The sequence below is a fragment of the Capnocytophaga genosp. AHN8471 genome (assembly GCF_016806945.1).
Classification (GTDB): domain Bacteria; phylum Bacteroidota; class Bacteroidia; order Flavobacteriales; family Flavobacteriaceae; genus Capnocytophaga; species Capnocytophaga periodontitidis.
This window is the reverse complement of the sequence record NZ_JAESPJ010000021.1, coordinates 77015-95212: the sequence shown is the minus strand read 5'-3', so window position 1 is coordinate 95212 and position 18198 is coordinate 77015. Positions and strand designations below refer to the sequence as shown.

Below are 18198 nucleotides of genomic sequence, written 5' to 3'. Positions count from 1 at the left end.
AATGCTAATCGGGGAGTTTTTTAATTAGTAAATTCACTAATTTGCAAAATTAGCCAATTATTCGTACCTTTGCACCCTTGATTCGATAATAAAATTATGGCAGAAGAATTAGATAACGAACAATTAAATTCTGCTGACTATTCAGCAGATAATATCCAATCCCTTGAAGGAATGGAACACGTGCGTATGCGCCCCTCTATGTACATCGGTGATGTAGGAACACGCGGTTTGCACCACCTTGTATACGAGGTGCTCGATAACTCTATCGATGAAGCCCTCGCTGGTTATTGCGATACGATTTCTGTAACTATCAACGAAGATAATTCTATTACCGTCGAAGATAATGGACGTGGTATCCCCGTCGATATCCACAAAAAAGAAGGCGTTTCTGCTCTCCAAGTGGTAATGACCAAAATCGGTGCAGGTGGTAAATTCGATAAAGGCTCTTACAAAGTATCAGGCGGTTTGCACGGCGTGGGGGTTTCCTGCGTGAATGCCCTTTCCGACCATCTAAAAGCTACTGTATACCGCGACGGCAAAATATGGGAACAAGAGTACCAACGTGGGGTCGCTATGTACCCTGTAAAACAGGTAGGTGATACCGATAAACGTGGTACTAAAGTTACTTTTCACCCCGATGAATTGATCTTTGAACAAACTACCGAGTATAAGTACGATACTCTTGCCGCTCGTATCCGTGAACTCGCTTATTTAAATAAAGGTATTACGATTACCCTTACCGACCTCCGTAATAAGGACGAAAAAGGTAACTTTATCACCGAAAAATTTTATTCAGAAAATGGATTGAAAGAGTTCGTGAAATTCCTCGACGGCAACCGTATGCCTATCATTGGCGGTGTAATTGCTATGGAAGGTGAAAAGAACGGTATTCCAGTAGAAGTCGCTATGATTTACAACGACTCTTACAACGAGAACCTGCACTCTTACGTCAATAATATCAACACTTCTGAAGGTGGAACTCACTTGCAAGGTTTCCGTATGGGGCTTACCCGTACGCTCAAAGCCTATGCCGATAAATCAGGTTTGCTCGAAAAAATGAGCAAGGATAAAAAGAATCCTGTAGAGATTGAAGGTGATGACTTCCGTGAAGGTCTTACCGCCGTTATTTCAGTAAAAGTCGCTGAACCTCAATTTGAAGGTCAAACTAAAACTAAACTCGGTAACCGTGAAGTCACTTCAGCAGTATCTCAAGCCGTTGGGCAAATGCTCGAAGATTATCTCGAGGAAAATCCTAATGATGCCAAAACCATTGTTGAGAAAGTTATCTTAGCAGCTCAAGCTCGTCAGGCAGCACGCAAAGCCCGTGAAATGGTGCAACGTAAAAGCGTGATGAGCGGTGGAGGTCTACCTGGTAAACTTGCCGATTGTTCTGAAGAAGACCCTACAAAATGCGAACTCTTCCTCGTTGAGGGTGACTCAGCGGGCGGTACTGCTAAACAAGGTCGAAATAAAGATAACCAAGCAATATTGCCCCTCAGAGGTAAAATCCTCAATGTCGAAAAAGCAATGCAACACAAAGTATTTGATAGCGACGAAATTAAAAATATCTATACCGCTTTGGGGGTAACTGTCGGTACTGAAGAAGATGCTAAAGCACTTAATTTGAGTAAACTACGTTATCATAAAGTGATTATTATGTGCGATGCCGATGTCGATGGTTCTCACATTACAACTCTTATCCTTACATTCTTCTTCCGCTATATGCGCGAACTTATAGAAAATGGTCACGTGTATATCGCTACACCACCGCTCTATTTGGTGAAAAGTAAAGGTAGCAAACGCGAAGAATACGCTTGGAATGAAAAACAACGCGATGCACTTTCTGCCGAAATGGGCAATGTTACCATTCAGCGTTACAAAGGTTTAGGTGAGATGAACGACCACCAGTTGTGGGATACAACTATGAATCCTCAACATCGTACTCTCCGCCAAGTAACTATCGATAACGCTACTGAAGCCGACCGCGTTTTCTCTATGCTAATGGGTGACGAAGTCCCTCCCCGTCGTGAGTTTATCGAGAAAAACGCTAAATATGCGAAAATCGACGCGTAATATGATCAACTCTGTAGGGGCGTTTTGCAAAATGCCCCTACTTTATATACAACAACTAAAACACTCATTCTATCAAAAAATTACGAAAAATACTTGTTCGTTTCTTCCTTATAACCCTTGTGTTACTGGGGGTTACGGCTCTTCTTTTGACCTTACCTGCCACCCAAACTTTCATCGCTAAAAAGGCAGTAGCTTACCTGAATAAGGAATTTGGTATCGACTTAAATATCGACTGCATTCACTTGAAAATCAATGGTGATGTAGATATCAAGCGCATCCTTATTCGCGACCATAAACAAGATACGCTTATTTCAGCTAAAAAACTCACTACTTCTATTTTAGACTTCAAACAGCTGATTGATGGTAATCTGTACTTCGGCAATATCAAAGGTGATAGCATTGTTTTCAATATGAAAACTCACAAAGGCGATACGCTCTCAAATCTCGATGTATTTGTGAATAAATTCGATTCAGGTGAACCCAGTACAGGTAAATTTGTGATGAAAGCTAAAGGTATAGAGCTCAAAGATAGCTATTGTTATATTTCCAATGATAACAATCCTGACCCTTCTATACTAAAAGTTACTAAACTAAACACCGAACTAAACGACTTTAAAATCTTAGGTAGTAAAATCTTCTTTGAAATGAAAGAAGCCAACTTCCGTTTCGACAACAAATTAGAAGTTACCCACCTAAACACCTATTTTAGCTATACCGATAGCTTGATGCAAGCTAAGGATTTGCGATTGCAAACACCTCAAACTGACCTTCAAGGTACGATAACTATGTTGCCTCACAATGGCAGTTTTGGCGATTTTGTAAATAAAGTAGTCTTTGATGTCCATCTGCCTAAAGCTATTGTGAACACTACCGATTTAAACGCTTTCTACAACGGTTTCAATGGGGGTAGAAATATAGTGTTAGAAAGCGTAACTATGAAGGGTACATTGAATAACTTTCTCATTCCTCAAGGTAAAATCTCCTATCAAAATACACTTATTGAAGGTGATTTAGCTTTTCAAAATCTGCTCTCTCAACACGCTAATATCGCCGTTATCGCCAAAAACCTACACGCCGAGAGTATTTATAACGATTTAGCTTACTTGATGCCCGAAGTCTTGGGCAAAAATATCCCAGAGGAACTGCAAAGGCTGGGAATGTTCTCCTTAGATGGTGATTTCGCTTACCGTACCACTTCCTTGCAAACCAATGTATGGCTAAAAACTAATGACGGTGAAGCTCATATTGATGGTTCTTTAGACGACCTTACCCATACCGATAAAACAGCTTTTAAAGGTACACTTACTACTAATCAATTTCACTTAGGAAAAATTTTAGACGATCCTAATATAGGGGCTATCAGTACCGATATGTTAGTGCGTGGCGAAGGCTTAGATTTCGCTACTATGAAACTCTATGCCAATGGTACCATTCATTCAGTGGGGTATAACGGTTATAATTACCAGCGCATAGCTATCAATGGAGAGTTTCGAAATCAGGTGTTTAGCGGTAAGATCGACACTCGCGACCCCAATCTTATGATGAGCTTCAACGGGCTTGCCGACTTATCGGGCAGAAATAATAAATTCGATTTCCAAGCTGATATCGCTTTAGCCGACCTCCACGCGTTACGCTTTATGGAAAAGGACAGCATTTCACAGTTCTGTGGCAAGGTAGTAATTGATATTTCGGGTAATCAATTAGATGATATTGTAGGAAAAATATCCTTTAAAAACACTAATTACATCAATTCAGCAGGCGACTTTACCTTTAAAGATTTTGAAGTGGTTTCAACTCTCAACAACGGAATTAAAGAAATTACTATCAATTCACCTGATATCGTCAGCGGAAATGTAAAAGGAAAATTTAAATTAACTGAAATTAAAAAAGTACTCCAAAATGCCGTAGGAAGCATCTATACCCAATATAATCCTTATAAAATAGAGAAAAACCAATATGTAGATTTTCATTTCAATATCTACAACAAAATTGTAGAAGTGTTCGTACCCAAAGTCAAAATAGGTAGCAATACTTTTGTCAATGGCAATATAGATGCCGATAAAGGAAGTTTTAAATTCCAAATGAAATCACCAAGTATCAATGCCTACAACAATCAAATTGATAGTCTTAGCCTTGAAATCGACAATAAAAACCCATTGTACAATACTTATTTTGAAGTAAAAAAAGCTGATTTTGGAGTCTATGCTATTCAAGATTTCAACCTGATTAATACCACTATTAAAGATACACTTTTCTTTCGCACCGAGTTCAAAGGTGGGGATACTGGTAAAGATACTTACGAGTTGAATTTCTATCATACACTCAACAAAAAACAAGAATCTATTATTGGTATCAAAAAATCGCTCATAAATTTCAAAGGTAATGAGTGGTATATTAACCGTGAGAATGCAATGAATGAGTACAACAAAATTGTACTCAATCGTACCGCCGATACGATTAAGGTGAGCAACTTCAAAATGGCACACCAAAACCAGTATATAAACCTCAGTGGACTCATCACTACCAAAGATTACAAGAATCTACATTTGGTGGCACACAACGTGGCGTTAGATAAAATAGTCCCCGAAATGAAAGGACTCAATCTCACGGGAACGCTCAACGGCAATGTGTCGCTCACCCAGCGAGGAAATTTGTATTACCCTTCTGCCGACCTATTTATTCAGTATTTTAAACTGAATGGCTACGACTATGGCGATTTAGAAGTCGGTATCTTTGGCAATAACGATTTGTCCTCCTTTGATGTAGGAGCTTTCTTCTCCAACGGGCGCGCTCTCGGATTTGCTACACGCGGAAAAATTAATCTGGATAAGAAAAAAGGTACTTTGCTCGACCTTACAGCTTATTTCAAGGACTTTGAACTCTCGCCTTTCAACCCGTTTTTGGAAGGTATCTTCTACGACCTACGCGGTACAATAACAGGACAGGTGAAAATAAACGGAAGTGTAACCGACCCGCTGATGGACGGTACGCTCACCTTGCACAAAGCGGGGGTAGGTATCGACTATCTCAAACTCAACGCCGATATACAAGAAGGAGCACGTATCAAGGTGAATAACAAAACTTTTGATATTGACAACTGGCTACTCACCGATACAGCCTATAAAACTCAGGCTACCCTCAATGGATCTATCCGTCATAACAGATTGTTAGATTGGTTCTTAGACCTCAAATTGCAAACTCTGGGTAAACGATTTATGGTGCTCAATACACCTTATACCGATGAAGCGCTCTTCTACGGAACTGCCTTTATGAAAGGAACTGCTACCATTAAAGGAGCTTTAGATGAGATTGCAATTAAAGTAAATGCAAAAACTGAAGAAGGTACTTCTTTTAAAATACCACTCAGCGATAGCGAGAGTGTTGGCGACGACTCGTTTATCACCTTTATAGAAAAAGGAGATAAGAAGATTCAATTAAACCGCAACTTAGAGTCTATCAAAGGTTTAGAATTGAATTTTGAGTTAGATGTCCTCCCTACTGCCGAAGTGGAAATTGTAATGGATAGAAAAACAGGTAGTAGCCTTGTAGGGCGTGGGGCGGGTACACTCCTTATTGAAATCAATACCAATGGTAAGTTCAATATGTGGGGAGACTTCATTACCTATTCAGGCTTCTACAATTTCAAGTACGAGAACATTATCGATAAACGCTTTACCGTACTCCCTGGTGGCTCTATTTCGTGGAGTGGTGATCCGCTAAAAGCTACTTTGCGCGACCTGAAAGCTGCCTATAACCTCAGTGCTAACCCAAGTACCCTCTTAGAAAGCAGTCAGTATAACCGAAAAATTAATACTCAGGTAGTTATTAAATTAGAAGGCGAACTGATGCACCCCGAAACCTTGTTCGATATTACCTTCCCTGATAGCAGCCCAAGTTTAGTATCTGAACTCAACTACAAGTTAGAAGACCAAGACCGCAAACAGTTACAAGCTTTCTCACTCTTAGCACAAGGCTCGTTTATGAGTGAGAAAAATACCGATAATCGTTTGGTTGCCTATAACCTTTTTGAAACAGCTGCGGGTCTATTCAACCAATTGCTATCCGATGAAGATAACAAGCTGAATTTAGGGGTGTCGTATGAAGCAGGCATCAATGATAGTTCGTCCGATATCAATAGCGACCGTTTAGGCTTCACCGTCTCTACCCAAATCACCGATTGGGCAAGTGTGAATGCCAAAGTAGGTATCCCTGTAGGAGGTGTGAGTCGTACTGCCGTAGCCGGCAATGTAGAAGTGCAATTCCGCCTCAACCCCGATGGTAGTCTCACAGCCAAAATATTCAATCGTGAAAACGAATGGCAGCAGTATATGCTCGATCGTATAGGTTATGCACAAGGGGTAGGTCTTACCTATTCAGTAGATTTCAATACCTTTAAAGGTTTGATGCAAAAAATATTTAAAAAAGGCGGTAAAGTACTCGAATCAAAAAAATAAAAAATAGAAAGAAAAGCATTTTTTCGTCGTTCGTCGTTCGTCATTCGTAATTATTTTGTACTTTTGCGCCCAATAACTCAAAATAACAAACAAGCGTATGGCTAAGAATGTAGTGATTGTAGAGTCGCCTGCAAAGGCTAAAACTATTGAAAAATTCTTGGGTAAGGACTACAAAGTGGTGTCCAGTTACGGGCATATTGTAGATTTACCTTCTAACGAGTTAGGGGTAGACATCCAACACGGATTTAAACCAAACTACCTCATCTCTAACGATAAGAAAAACCTCGTAAAAGACCTCAAAGCGCTCACTGCTACCGCCGAAACCGTATGGCTGGCTTCCGATGAAGACCGCGAAGGAGAAGCTATAGCGTGGCATCTCGCCGAAACACTCAAACTCAAAAAAGAAAATACAAAACGCATTGTCTTCAATTCAATTACTAAATCAGCAATTGAAAAAGCTATTAAAAATCCTCGCGGCATCGATTATAATTTGGTAAATGCACAACAAGCACGCCGTGTGCTCGACCGTCTCGTGGGCTACGAACTCTCCCCCGTACTTTGGAAAAAAATTAAAAGCGGTCTCTCAGCTGGGCGCGTGCAGTCGGTAGCTGTACGCCTTATTGTAGAGCGAGAACGCGAAATACAGGACTTCAAAACACAATCTTCTTATAGAATTACCGCCGAATTTACAACTGCCGAAGGAAAAGTGGTAAAAGCAGCCCTCCCTAAAAATTTTGATACTCAGGCAGAAGCCGAAGCTTTCTTGCAACAGAATATAGGGGCTCACTTTAAGGTGCAATCCTTAGAAACAAAACCCGCTAAAAAAACACCTGCACCGCCTTTTACTACTTCCACGCTTCAACAAGAAGCCGCGCGGAAATTGCACTTTTCGGTTAGTAAAACAATGACGGTAGCCCAACGCTTGTACGAATCTGGATTCATCACCTATATGCGTACCGATAGCGTAAACCTTTCACAAGAAGCTCTCACCACAGCTAAAAATGCAGTAGTACAGCTCTTCGGCGAGCAATATAGCCAAGTGCGCAACTTCGCAACCAAAAGTAAAGGAGCGCAAGAGGCACACGAAGCCATTCGCCCTACCGATATGAGCCGCCCTAATATCGCTGCTGAACCCGACCAAAATAAACTCTACGAACTGATTTGGAAACGCACTTTGGCTTCTCAAATGGCTGATGCCCAAATAGAGCGAACCACCGTAAAAATAGAAGCCGATAAACATAAAGAATATTTCATAGCCAATGGTGAAATGGTACAATTCGATGGTTTCCTTAAAGTCTATTTAGAAAGTACCGACGACGAGGAAGAAGAACAAGAAGGAATGTTGCCTAACCTTAAAAAAGGAGAACAGCTCACTAATCACCATATCACTGCTACTGAGCGCTTTACACGTCCATTACCGCGTTATACCGAGGCATCATTAGTAAAAAAATTAGAGGAACTTGGCATCGGGCGTCCATCTACCTATGCGCCTACCATCTCCACTATTCAAAATCGTGGTTATGTGGAGCGTAGTACCCTTGAAGGGGAAGTGCGCCCTTACCACCAGCTCACCCTTACAGGCAATGTAATTACCCCTAAAACCCTAACCGAACGTATAGGCGCTGATAAAGGAAAGCTCGTTCCCACCGATATAGGCAGTGTAGTAAACGATTTCCTCGTAAACCATTTCGATAATATAATGGACTATAACTTCACTGCTAAAGTAGAAAATAGCTTCGACGAAATAGCCGAGGGTAATGAGAATTGGATAGAGATGCTTTCAGATTTCTACAAACATTTTCACCCCGTAGTAGAAAATGTTGAAAAACATACAGGGCGTGAAACAGGTGAACGTGTACTTGGCACTGACCCTAAAACAGGGCGCCCCCTCAGCGTACGCTTGGGGCGTTATGGAGCAATGGCACAAATAGGCAACCCCGATGATACCGAAAAACCTATCTATGCAAGTCTGCTGGCAGGTATGTCTATCGAAACCATTACCTTTGAAGAAGCTCTCAAACTCTTTGAACTTCCACGTCATTTAGGTATAGTTGATGGCAAAAATGTAGAAGTGAATGTAGGTAGATTTGGCCCTTACGTGCGTTATGGTGAAGCTTTTATATCGCTTGATAAAGGAGAAGATATATTTAGTGTAACCCTCGACCGTGCCAAACAACTCATCGGTGAAAAGAAAAAAGCCGATGCCCCTATTGCTACTTATCAAGGGGTAGAGGTAACCAAAGGAGTAGGTCGTTTTGGACCTTTTATCAAGTGGAATAATACCTATATCAATGTACCTAAGAAGTACAATTTTGATCACCTCTCCCAGCAAGATGTACAAGAACTCATAGAAGATAAACTTAAAAAAGAATCAGAGAAAGTAGTAAAAGAATGGGATGAAGGAACTATTCGCATAGAGAAAGCACGTTGGGGGCGTTTTACCCTCATCAAAGGTAAATCCAAGGTAGAGCTCCCTAAAGATACCGATGTAACAACATTCACTAAAGAGCAAGCCCTTGCTCTCCTTACCGAGAAAGAACCTAAGAAAACTACTACTCGCAAAAAAGTAGTAGCTAAAAGTAAGTAAGTAATTGTAGAACACTTTCTAATGTGGAGAATTTTAAAATATCCAAACAAATAAAATAACAAAAGCGCAACGCCCCTTGAGGTATTGCGCTTTTTTAGTTTATAAAGAAAATTTACTTTCTTTTATAGATATAAACAGTAGTTTCTGTAACACTACTACTTTTGTTGAAATCTTCAAAAGTAAGAGTAAGTTTGTTGTTGGTTATAGAAAAAGTAGCTTCATCAGCTTCTCCTATTCTATCTCCTTTTTCTGTTAAAACAATCTGTTTTCCAGTAATAGTGTAAGTACCCTCCTCCTGACTTTCTTTACATTGATTGTTTGTAGGATTGATGTCATAAGAAACTAAAGAATATTTGTTGTCAGCAGTGAAAGTGTAAGTATTTTTCTTCTCACATTCATCAAGAACTTTCTCAACACCATTTTCTGTTTCACTTTCAATAATCCAACTTCCTACTAAGCTATTGTTTGTTTGATTATTTGTTTTATCGTCCGATTTTCCACACGATGTTACAAAAATTGCTACGGCTACTAAAGCCATTTTAAAAAGTTTTTTCATTTGCTTACATTGTTTTTATTAGTTCAACGGTACAAAAATACGATTTTGCCTCTTATCTCTTACCTAAGAAAAGGTTCCTCTATCGTTTTATATAAACTATTGTATCAGTAACTTCTTTGCCGCTCTCATCTTTTTTAGTTTGAGTGATAGTAAGTTTGTTCCCTGATAAACTAATTTCACTACTATAACTACTACCATCTTGCTTTTTGTAGAAAATTGTATTACCTGAAACTGTGTAAGTCCCACTGTTTCTTCCAAGCTCTGTACAAGTGTCATTTTTTGTAGCATAACCAACAGATGAGAACTCTGTAGTAGTGAAAACTATATTTGTTCTCTTTTCACAATCTGTGTAGGGCTGAACTTCTCCATTAATAGTAGCACTTTCTAAATACCAAGTGCCTACTAAGTCCTTATTGCTCACGCCATCGTCCGATTTCCCACACGATGTTACAAAAAATGCTGCGGCTATAAAAGCCATTTTTAAAAGTTTTTTCATTTGCTTACATTGTTTGTATTAGTTCAACGGTGCAAAAATACAATTTTGCCTCTTATCTCTTACCTAAGAAAAGGTTCCTCTATCGTTTTACAAAAACCATTGTTATAGGAACTGTATTTCCATCAATATTCTCGGTGTCAATAAAAGTCAATTTATTTCCTGATAAAGAAACTTTAACAGCCTCATCATTAGTGATAATAGTATTGCGAGAAATGCGATAAGTATCTGTTTGTTTAGTCATTTGGCAATCATTAGCTACTCCCTCATACATAGTAAGTGAAATTTGAGTGTCAGTGAAAACAATATTTGTTTGCTTGTTACAATCGTTAAGAGGAGCAGATGTTTTCATCATAGTAACACTTTCTAAATACCAAGTGCCTATTAAATCTTTACTGTTAATGCTCGCACCATCGTCTGATTTTCCACACGATGTTACAAAAAATGCTGCGGCTATAAAAGCCATTTTTAAAAGTTTTTTCATTTGCTTACATTGTTTTTATTAGTTCAACGGTGCAAAGATACAAATTCACCCTTTTATTGGTGTTAAATTATTGTTAAATATCACTTGATCTATTTTTGTTCAATCTCTTCATTAATATTTGTAGTACAAAATCTTATCTCTTACCTCTTATCTCTTACCTAAAAAATGCCTTTGGCACGAATTTCGCTACCTATTGTCAATAAAATACTATATACCTTATGAAAAAGTTATTATTACTATGTTTAGGGGCTCTTGCTTCTGTAAGTTGGGCTCAAGAAGTAGGCTCAGCTGGACGTTTATTACAAAATGAGTACCACCAAAACAAACAAGCACGTGCTGTGGGACGTGGTGGAATCTCGGTGAATATTGATTGGGAATACGACTACAACGGTGGTTATGCCGAAGTGTTTATCCGCATTCCTGAACGTGGTCGATTTACAATGAGTATAGGTGATCAAGAAATTACCAGCACTACGGGTATGTACCGCTTTTTTGATGTAACAGCTACTCCTCAGCCGCTTAGTATCTGGCAAGGGCGCACACTAATCTATCGCGTAACGATTAACCCGCGCGACAATACTCGTATGATAATGGACTTCTTTTCGCGTGATGGCTTATATTTGTTAGACGAAATTAGCTTGAACAACAACCAGCCTTCCTATCACGGTCGCCAGTGGAATGACGTGTGGAATCGCTCCTATGGAGGGAATTATGGAGGCGCTCCTATGATGCGTCAAAGCGATTTCAACAACTTCTTTAAAATGTACAAGGATGAAACTTTCGATAAAGACAAACTCGCTTTCTTTCGCGCTCAAAAAAATATTGTCTCATTTACCACCGAGCAAGTAGGACAATTGATGGAAGAACTTTCTTTTGATGACAATAAATTTATCATCGCTCAAGAAGCCTACCCCAATGTGGTGGATCCTCAAAATTACTACCAGTTGCAAGCTAAATTTACTTTTCCCTCTGGTAAAAAGAAACTTTCGGAATTCTTGCAATCAGTACGTAGATAATGAATGTTATAACAGTATAACGAAAAACTATTACTATGAGGCTTTGTGTATTCGATAAAAATCGTATCTTTGCCTCAAATTTAACAATAATACAAAAACATATTAGTATGGCATTAGAAATAACAGATGGAAATTTTGAAGAGTTGGTACTTAAAAGTAGCCAACCTGTATTAGTAGACTTTTGGGCAGTGTGGTGCGGTCCTTGCCGTATGCTCGCTCCCGTTATAGAAGAAATATCTAAAGAATACGAAGGTAGAGTAGTAGTAGGCAAAGTAGATGTGGATAACAACCAAGAATTTGCTGCTAAATATGGCATTCGCAATATTCCTACCGTATTGGTATTCCAAAATGGAGAGGTAGTAGGTCGCCAAGTGGGAGTAGCTCCTAAAAAAACCTACACCGATGCATTAGACGGATTATTGTCTTAATTGCTTGTCGTGTTACAACAAAAAAGGCTATCAACAACTTATTGTAATTGTTGATAGCCTTTTTTGTATCGTCTTCTTTAAGGCTAAAACGCTTCTCTTACTTTCTGCGCAAGCGCTTTAAACTCTTCATCGGTAAGTTTTACTTTGTGTTGGAAGGTCATTTCCTTCATCTCGCTGATAGGAATGAGGTGCACGTGTACGTGAGGCACTTCAAGACCTACAACTGCTACGCCTATACGCTCGCAAGGTACTACTTTTTCAAGAGCTTTGGCTACGCGTTTTGAGAAAGCCATCAAGCGCAGATAATGGTCGTCATCCATATCAAAAATATAGCTAATTTCTTGTTTAGGCACACAGAGGGTATGCCCTTTGGCATTAGGGTTGATATCGAAAAAAGCGATAAACTCATCATCTTCTGCTACTTTGTAGCAAGGAATTTCCCCATTGATAATTTTTGTAAAAATACTCATTTTTTTATTTGTTAGTTCAGGTTTTAGGACTTAGCCAATCTTTAAGTATAAACCAATAATCATAAGGGCAAGAGTAATAAATAATCCCACCACCCATTTTATGATATCTAATTTAGCTTGCGCTAAATCTTGCTTTGTTGCAAGTTTATCTTCTGATTGGGGTAAAATCATATTTTAGTAATAAAAAATTATATTTAGTATATGTTCTTACCTCTTATCTATCTTGTAATTTCTAAAATCTCCATTTTAAGAGTGCCATTAGGTACCTTAATCTCAGCTATTTCACCTACTGATTTGCCCAAGAGCCCTTTGCCAATAGGCGAACTTACCGATATTTTCCCTGCTTTTAGGTCGGCTTCACTTTCTGCTACAAGCGTATAAGTAATCTCCATCTTGTTGGCGAGGTTTTTTAGTTTTACGGTTGAAAGCACGAGTACTTTGCTCACATCGAGTTGTGATTCATCGATAATGCGGGCATTAGCTACCAATTCTTCGAGTTTGGCAATCTTCATTTCCAATAAACCTTGTGCTTCTTTAGCAGCGTCGTACTCAGCGTTTTCTGAAAGATCTCCCTTGTCACGTGCCTCAGCAATCGCTTGAGAAGCACGAGGGCGCTCCACATCTTTCAGCTGGTTGAGCTCATCGCGGAGCTTTTTCAATCCTTCAGCAGTGTAGTATGATACTTTTTTCATAATATTCTTTTTAGATGTTGTTATGTTTATATAAAAATAAAAAATCCTCAAATAGTCTCTCTGAGGATTTCTGGGCGCAAAGGTAATACATTTTTTTGAAATGGCAAAAAATAAAACATCAAATCGCCAAATTGCCAAATCTTCAAAATAAAGTACCTCACAAATCGATAACTCCCTTTCGGGGGCAGGGCTAACAAATCACCAAATTAATTTGCATATCTCAGTTTTTTTTTGAAAACTTTGCACTTATTTTTTAAGTAATTATGAGAGGAAAATTATCACCAAGCTATGTTTGGCTGCTTTTTTTGCTGATAGTAGGTACTATGAGCGCTCAGCAAATTGAAATTTCAGGAACTGTAAAGGACAGTAAAAATGAACCTTTATTAGGTGTTTTTATTTTAGTGAAAGGTACCCAACGAGGTGCAACTACCGATTTTGATGGGCATTATTCCCTAAAAGCAAATGTGGGTGATGTGCTCAAGTTTTCTTTCTTAGGAATGAAAACGGTAGAGAAAAAACTCACTGCAAGCACTAAAGAACTCAATATTACTATGCAAGAGGATGTACAACAGCTCGAAGGTACCGTGGTAGTAGGCTATGGTGGTAAAAAAGTAGCCAGTCGTACAGTGGCTTCAGTTGCTACAGTAAAAGGAAAAGATATTGCCGAAATTCCAGGAGCTAACGTTGTTGATGCACTACAAGGGCGGGTGGCAGGTATGGTCGTAACTACCAATACAGGTGCGCCTGGCGCTACTTCATCTGTGCTCATTCACGGTCTGAGCTCTTTTACCTCGGCTTTTGAAAAAGCTGGGGCTCAAGCACAGGCAAACGACCCTTTGTATATAGTAGATGGAGTGCCCGTGAGTAGCAGTGTGATGACGGCGCTCAACCCCGCTGATTTTGAAAGCGTTTCAGTATTGAAAGACGCTGCTTCTACTTCTATCTATGGAGCTCGTGCTGCCAACGGTGTGATCCTCATTACTACCAAAAGAGGTAAATACAACGAGCGGACTAACATTACTATCAATCATCAATTGGGGGTTTCTGCACTCAACAATGTAACTCGTAAATACTTCGATAAATTAGCAACCCCTCGCGAATATATGGATTTTTGGCTACTCAAAGCTCCTAATCAAATAGTAGAAGTGGGTAGACGACTCAATTACACCGAAACCGACCCCACAGCTATAGCCGATAGAATCCTTAGAGAAAATCCTTATAACACCCGTTGGGAAAAGGTGTTGTATCACAATTTTGTGCCTACTTCACGCACCGATCTCACTATATCTGGTGGTAATAACAATACTACTTACTATATTTCATCGGGCTATTTAAACCAACAAGGAATGAGAAGTGGTACTAAATTCAACCGTTATAATGTGGTGATGAATTTAGACTCTCAACTAACTGATTGGCTCAAAGCAGGGCTTTCGCTCTCCTACGCACATAGTGACAATTCTATCTATACCAATCCTTTCCCCTCAGATTCTGAGCTCTTGTCCCTGCCTTTTTATACTCCTTATGACAATAATGGTAAAACTAAAGAGTTTATCAATTCCATTAGAGGTACTCGCAACGGCTTCTATCACCCCGATTATATAGCTAAAAACTTCATAAACAATAGCTTTAACGACGATATTATCCCTATAGGTTACATCGTGCTTGAACCTATTAAAAACCTTACTTTTAAATCACAAGTGGGGATACAGTACAACATATACGAAAATGAAGCCAAAACCCCTATGCCATCTTTCACCGATTATAAATTCGGTTCACAAGTGGTAGGACGGGTGAGACGCGATATCAATAAATCTATCCAAAAAACCTATACTAACTTATTGGAATATAAATTCGATATACGCCAAAAACACTTGTTCGACCTCTTGTTAGGTCAAGAATCTATAGAAAATACTTCTTATGGATTTAGCGCTTCTTCACAAGGGCAACCTTCCGATGTATTTACTATGCTTTCTCACGGAGCTCAAGAAAAAAATGCTTCCGATAACAAAAGTGTCAGCACTTTCAATTCATTTTTCTCTCGCTTAGAATATTCGTATAACAATCGTTATTTCTTAGACCTATCAGCCCGACGCGACGGCTCATCTGCTTTTATAAAAAGCCATCGCTATCAAAACTTTTGGGCTGTAGGAGCAATGTGGAAACTCAAAGAAGAAAGTTTCTTAAAAAATATAGATTGGCTTACCGACCTGAACTTGCGCTTTAGCACAGGGGTATCAGGCAATGCTCGTATAGGTGATTACAGAAATATGATACTCGCCCGTGCCGATAATACCGACCTCTATGACGGGCAACTCAGTTTCAAACTCTCTCAAGTGCTCGGTAACCCTAATTTAAATTGGGAAGAACAACGCAAAAGCACTTTCGGACTAAATTTTGTGCTCAAAGCAGGAAATACTTCTGTTAATATCGAATATTACGACAGAAAGATTTTCAAAATACTCTCCTCTCGTGATATCAATAGTGTATTTGGTTACCCGATGATACCTGATAATATAGGTGATATGCAAAACCGAGGAATTGACTTCTCTTTGGCTACCACTGCCTATCAGAATAGAGAAAAACAAATCTCTGTCCGCCCTTATTTCAATATGAATTACAATCAACAGAAGGTTACTAATATTTCTTACGGTAAGGATTATTCGTACAACCGTGCTTTGTATATGGGGTATAAAGTGGGGAAACCTATAGAGTGGATGATGCCTATCTTTAAAGAAATTGATAACAACGGAAATGCAGTGTGGTATCAAGCAGGCGATGATAAAATGGAAAAACAAACTGATGATACCAAAACTACCAATGTCTATAGCCCCGATGCTTTAGACCAAAGCACTGGTAAAAAACGATATGCCCCTATCAATGGTGGTTTGGGTTGTGACATTACCTATAAGGATTTTTCGTTGACTATGACTTTCTCTTATTCCTTAGGAAAATACAATATCAATAGAGATAAACGAGATTTACTAAACCCCGGATATTTCGGAGTGAAAAATATCAGTACCGATATCTTTAACTATTGGAAACAACCTGGCGATAATACCGATATACCCCGTATCGATAGCGATGTGATGATGACAATGGATACACGTCTGCTCGAAAAAGCCGATTACCTGAGAATGAAAAATATCAGTCTTAGCTATAACCTCCCACAAGAAACTATCGATCAACTGAAAGTGGTGAAAGCTGTTAGGCTCTCACTATCAGCTCAAAACGTATTTACCTTTACCAAATTCACGGGCGTTGACCCCGATTATAAATGGGTATCATAGGAGGGTATCCTCCTACACGACAATATACCTTAGGTGTTGAACTTAAATTATAAAAAAAACAATGAAAAAAATCAATTCTATATACTTATTATTAATTGTAGCACTGTTGCTAAACGGCTGTTTTAGTCTCGACCAAGAACCTTATGATGAAACCAAAGCGACAAATACGTTCAACACCCCTAAAGAAGTACGCTTTTGGTTGAATAACATATACAGCGCTATTCGCAACAATCATCAAGGTGAAACTATGTACCTCACCGACCTTCAAGCCGATTATCTGAACCTAACAATCAATAACAGAAGGGATGTGATAAGAGATTTTCAACGTTATGGTGAACTGAATAGCTCTAATGGCAATATTCTCAATATATGGGATACTCAGTACAACATCATAGCCAATATCAATGCAGCTATAGAAGGTACAGAAAATAAAGAAAATCAAGAGGAAATAAAACCTTTGCGTGGTGAACTTTTCTTGAGTCGCGCTTATTGTTACAGCTATCTTGTAACGCATTTTTGCAAACCTTATAATGCCACCAATGCTGCTAATGATTTAGGTCTGCCTTTGGTTATCGAAAAAATGGACTCCCGTGAAGCTCCCTTGCGCAGTAGCCTTGCCGATACCTATCAATTTATTCTAAGCGATATAGAAAAAGCTATACATTTGCTCTCTAACCAAACGGGTAGGGTAGGGGCGACCACTTTTACAGTAGATGCCGCTAAAGCCCTTAAAGCCCGTGTATTGCTCTATAAAACCGATTGGGTTCAAGCCTTGCAGGTAGCCGAAGAGCTTATTAACTCTGGTAAATATCCTTTGGTGAACACTCAAACCGACTTAGAGGCTGTTTGGAAAAATGATGCTACTAACGAAACGATTACTCAATTGACCTCAGGAGTTATCGGAAGCAATATCGAAAGACCTGCTAATCACAACGATTTGTATCTCTTTGAAGATAAAAATATGACCTTCCCTTTCCCCGCAGTACCGCCTTTCCCCGTATGTGGTGGAAATCGACCTTACTTAGCCGACCCTAATGTCGTGCCCACAGGCACTCTCGTTAATTTGTTCGATAATAACGACTGGCGAAAATCAGTGTATATAAAACAAATAGATTTGTCAGTCGATATGCCCGACTTTTTTACTTACGACTGCCCCGACGAAAATTTAGCTTATGTAGTGAACAAATACCCTCGCAATGAACAGTTGAGTATTGAAAATGATTTCTTTCTGTATTATGGACACAAACCTACACTCTTTCGCATAGCCGAAACTTACCTTATTGCTGCCGAGGCTGCCTATAAAGCTGCTAATGAAACTAAAGCAAAAACTTATCTAAATACCCTCCGCCACGCTCGCGGACTCACCTCCGCCAACGATATTACAAGCAGTGGTACCGCCCTTTTTACCGACATTCAAAACGAACGCAACCGCGAACTTTGCTTTGAAGGTTTCCGCTTGTTCGACTTGAATCGTTGGGGATTAGGCGTACAGAGAGGTACTCCACAAACCCTCTCTTTCAATCTCGTTTTAGATACTCCTGCTAACGAACTTACTCAATTAAATCTACCTGCTGGTCATTATAAAATGGTATGGCCTATCCCACAGAAATTAATTAATCACGAGAAAGGGCGTTGGCAACAAAACCTAGGCTGGTAAC

Annotated in this window: 12 protein-coding genes and 1 pseudogene; 7 read left to right on the top strand and 6 right to left on the bottom strand. The window is 39.3% G+C overall.

Annotated elements, in window-relative coordinates:
• Positions 1 to 96: 96 nt before the first annotated feature.
• The 3 genes from gyrB (at position 97) to topA (ending at position 9114) form a co-directional block, all read left to right on the top strand.
• Positions 97 to 2073 (top strand): DNA topoisomerase (ATP-hydrolyzing) subunit B, encoded by a 1977-nt coding sequence (gene gyrB, locus JMN12_RS09930; RefSeq protein ID WP_009413399.1) that lies wholly within the window; start codon positions 97 to 99, stop codon positions 2071 to 2073.
• Positions 2074 to 2192: 119 nt separating this feature from the next.
• Entirely contained in the window at positions 2193 to 6527 is a 4335-nt protein-coding gene (locus JMN12_RS09925) for a translocation/assembly module TamB domain-containing protein (protein ID WP_203138899.1), read from the top strand.
• 97 nt (positions 6528 to 6624) lie between these two features.
• A complete protein-coding gene (gene topA, locus JMN12_RS09920) occupies positions 6625 to 9114 on the top strand; it encodes a type I DNA topoisomerase (RefSeq protein WP_203138897.1) in 2490 nt (829 codons plus the stop codon).
• Positions 9115 to 9226: 112 nt separating this feature from the next.
• Here topA and JMN12_RS09915 read toward each other — a convergent pair whose 3' ends face one another.
• The 3 genes from JMN12_RS09915 to JMN12_RS09905 form a co-directional block, all read right to left on the bottom strand.
• Positions 9227 to 9670, bottom strand: coding sequence for a lipocalin family protein (locus JMN12_RS09915; protein WP_009413403.1), 444 nt, complete (start codon positions 9668 to 9670; stop codon positions 9227 to 9229).
• A 79-nt stretch (positions 9671 to 9749) separates the two neighbouring features.
• Positions 9750 to 10148 (bottom strand): lipocalin family protein, encoded by a 399-nt coding sequence (locus tag JMN12_RS09910; protein WP_203094701.1) that lies wholly within the window; start codon positions 10146 to 10148, stop codon positions 9750 to 9752.
• A 97-nt stretch (positions 10149 to 10245) separates the two neighbouring features.
• Complete coding sequence (locus JMN12_RS09905) at positions 10246 to 10629, bottom strand: lipocalin family protein (protein ID WP_198005895.1); 384 nt, start codon at positions 10627 to 10629, stop codon at positions 10246 to 10248.
• Between the two features lie 236 nt (positions 10630 to 10865).
• On the opposite strand from JMN12_RS09905, the gene JMN12_RS09900 reads away from it, so the two are divergent.
• Both JMN12_RS09900 and trxA read left to right on the top strand, forming a co-directional pair.
• On the top strand, positions 10866 to 11663 hold the full coding sequence (locus JMN12_RS09900; RefSeq protein ID WP_203138895.1) for a DUF4476 domain-containing protein: 798 nt from the start codon (positions 10866 to 10868) through the stop codon (positions 11661 to 11663).
• 107 nt (positions 11664 to 11770) lie between these two features.
• Positions 11771 to 12091 carry a thioredoxin gene (gene trxA / locus JMN12_RS09895; RefSeq protein ID WP_034555701.1) on the top strand — a complete coding sequence of 107 codons (321 nt, stop codon included), beginning with the start codon at positions 11771 to 11773 and terminating at the stop codon, positions 12089 to 12091.
• 83 nt (positions 12092 to 12174) lie between these two features.
• Here trxA and JMN12_RS09890 read toward each other — a convergent pair whose 3' ends face one another.
• The 3 genes from JMN12_RS09890 to greA are packed head-to-tail and all read right to left on the bottom strand — an operon-like array spanning position 12175 to position 13253.
• Positions 12175 to 12561: an HIT family protein gene (locus JMN12_RS09890; RefSeq protein ID WP_009410100.1), complete on the bottom strand. Its 387-nt coding sequence runs from the start codon at positions 12559 to 12561 to the stop codon at positions 12175 to 12177.
• Positions 12562 to 12591: 30 nt separating this feature from the next.
• Positions 12592 to 12732, bottom strand: a complete 141-nt coding sequence (locus JMN12_RS09885) for a hypothetical protein (RefSeq protein WP_009410099.1) — start codon at positions 12730 to 12732, stop codon at positions 12592 to 12594.
• Positions 12733 to 12779: 47 nt separating this feature from the next.
• Entirely contained in the window at positions 12780 to 13253 is a 474-nt protein-coding gene (gene greA, locus JMN12_RS09880; RefSeq protein WP_203138893.1) for a transcription elongation factor GreA, read from the bottom strand.
• A gap of 263 nt (positions 13254 to 13516) precedes the next feature.
• Here greA and JMN12_RS09875 point away from each other — a divergent pair.
• Both JMN12_RS09875 and JMN12_RS09870 read left to right on the top strand, forming a co-directional pair.
• Positions 13517 to 16593 (top strand): annotated as a pseudogene (locus JMN12_RS09875) (SusC/RagA family TonB-linked outer membrane protein).
• Positions 16594 to 16601: 8 nt separating this feature from the next.
• Positions 16602 to 18197 carry a RagB/SusD family nutrient uptake outer membrane protein gene (locus tag JMN12_RS09870; protein ID WP_203138891.1) on the top strand — a complete coding sequence of 532 codons (1596 nt, stop codon included), beginning with the start codon at positions 16602 to 16604 and terminating at the stop codon, positions 18195 to 18197.
• The last annotated feature ends 1 nt before the right edge of the window (position 18198 follow it).

What these genes read in the sequence shown, in the direction of transcription:
- gyrB (WP_009413399.1), top strand. Translation starts at nt 97, where the DNA reads ATGGCAGAAGAATTAGATAACGAACAATTAAATTCTGCTGACTATTCA.
- topA (WP_203138897.1), top strand. Translation starts at nt 6,625, where the DNA reads ATGGCTAAGAATGTAGTGATTGTAGAGTCGCCTGCAAAGGCTAAAACT.
- JMN12_RS09915 (WP_009413403.1), bottom strand. Translation starts at nt 9,670, where the DNA reads ATGAAAAAACTTTTTAAAATGGCTTTAGTAGCCGTAGCAATTTTTGTA.
- JMN12_RS09910 (WP_203094701.1), bottom strand. Translation starts at nt 10,148, where the DNA reads ATGGCTTTTATAGCCGCAGCATTTTTTGTAACATCGTGTGGGAAATCG.
- JMN12_RS09905 (WP_198005895.1), bottom strand. Translation starts at nt 10,629, where the DNA reads ATGGCTTTTATAGCCGCAGCATTTTTTGTAACATCGTGTGGAAAATCA.
- JMN12_RS09900 (WP_203138895.1), top strand. Translation starts at nt 10,866, where the DNA reads ATGAAAAAGTTATTATTACTATGTTTAGGGGCTCTTGCTTCTGTAAGT.
- trxA (WP_034555701.1), top strand. Translation starts at nt 11,771, where the DNA reads ATGGCATTAGAAATAACAGATGGAAATTTTGAAGAGTTGGTACTTAAA.
- JMN12_RS09890 (WP_009410100.1), bottom strand. Translation starts at nt 12,561, where the DNA reads ATGAGTATTTTTACAAAAATTATCAATGGGGAAATTCCTTGCTACAAA.
- JMN12_RS09885 (WP_009410099.1), bottom strand. Translation starts at nt 12,732, where the DNA reads ATGATTTTACCCCAATCAGAAGATAAACTTGCAACAAAGCAAGATTTA.
- greA (WP_203138893.1), bottom strand. Translation starts at nt 13,253, where the DNA reads ATGAAAAAAGTATCATACTACACTGCTGAAGGATTGAAAAAGCTCCGC.
- JMN12_RS09870 (WP_203138891.1), top strand. Translation starts at nt 16,602, where the DNA reads ATGAAAAAAATCAATTCTATATACTTATTATTAATTGTAGCACTGTTG.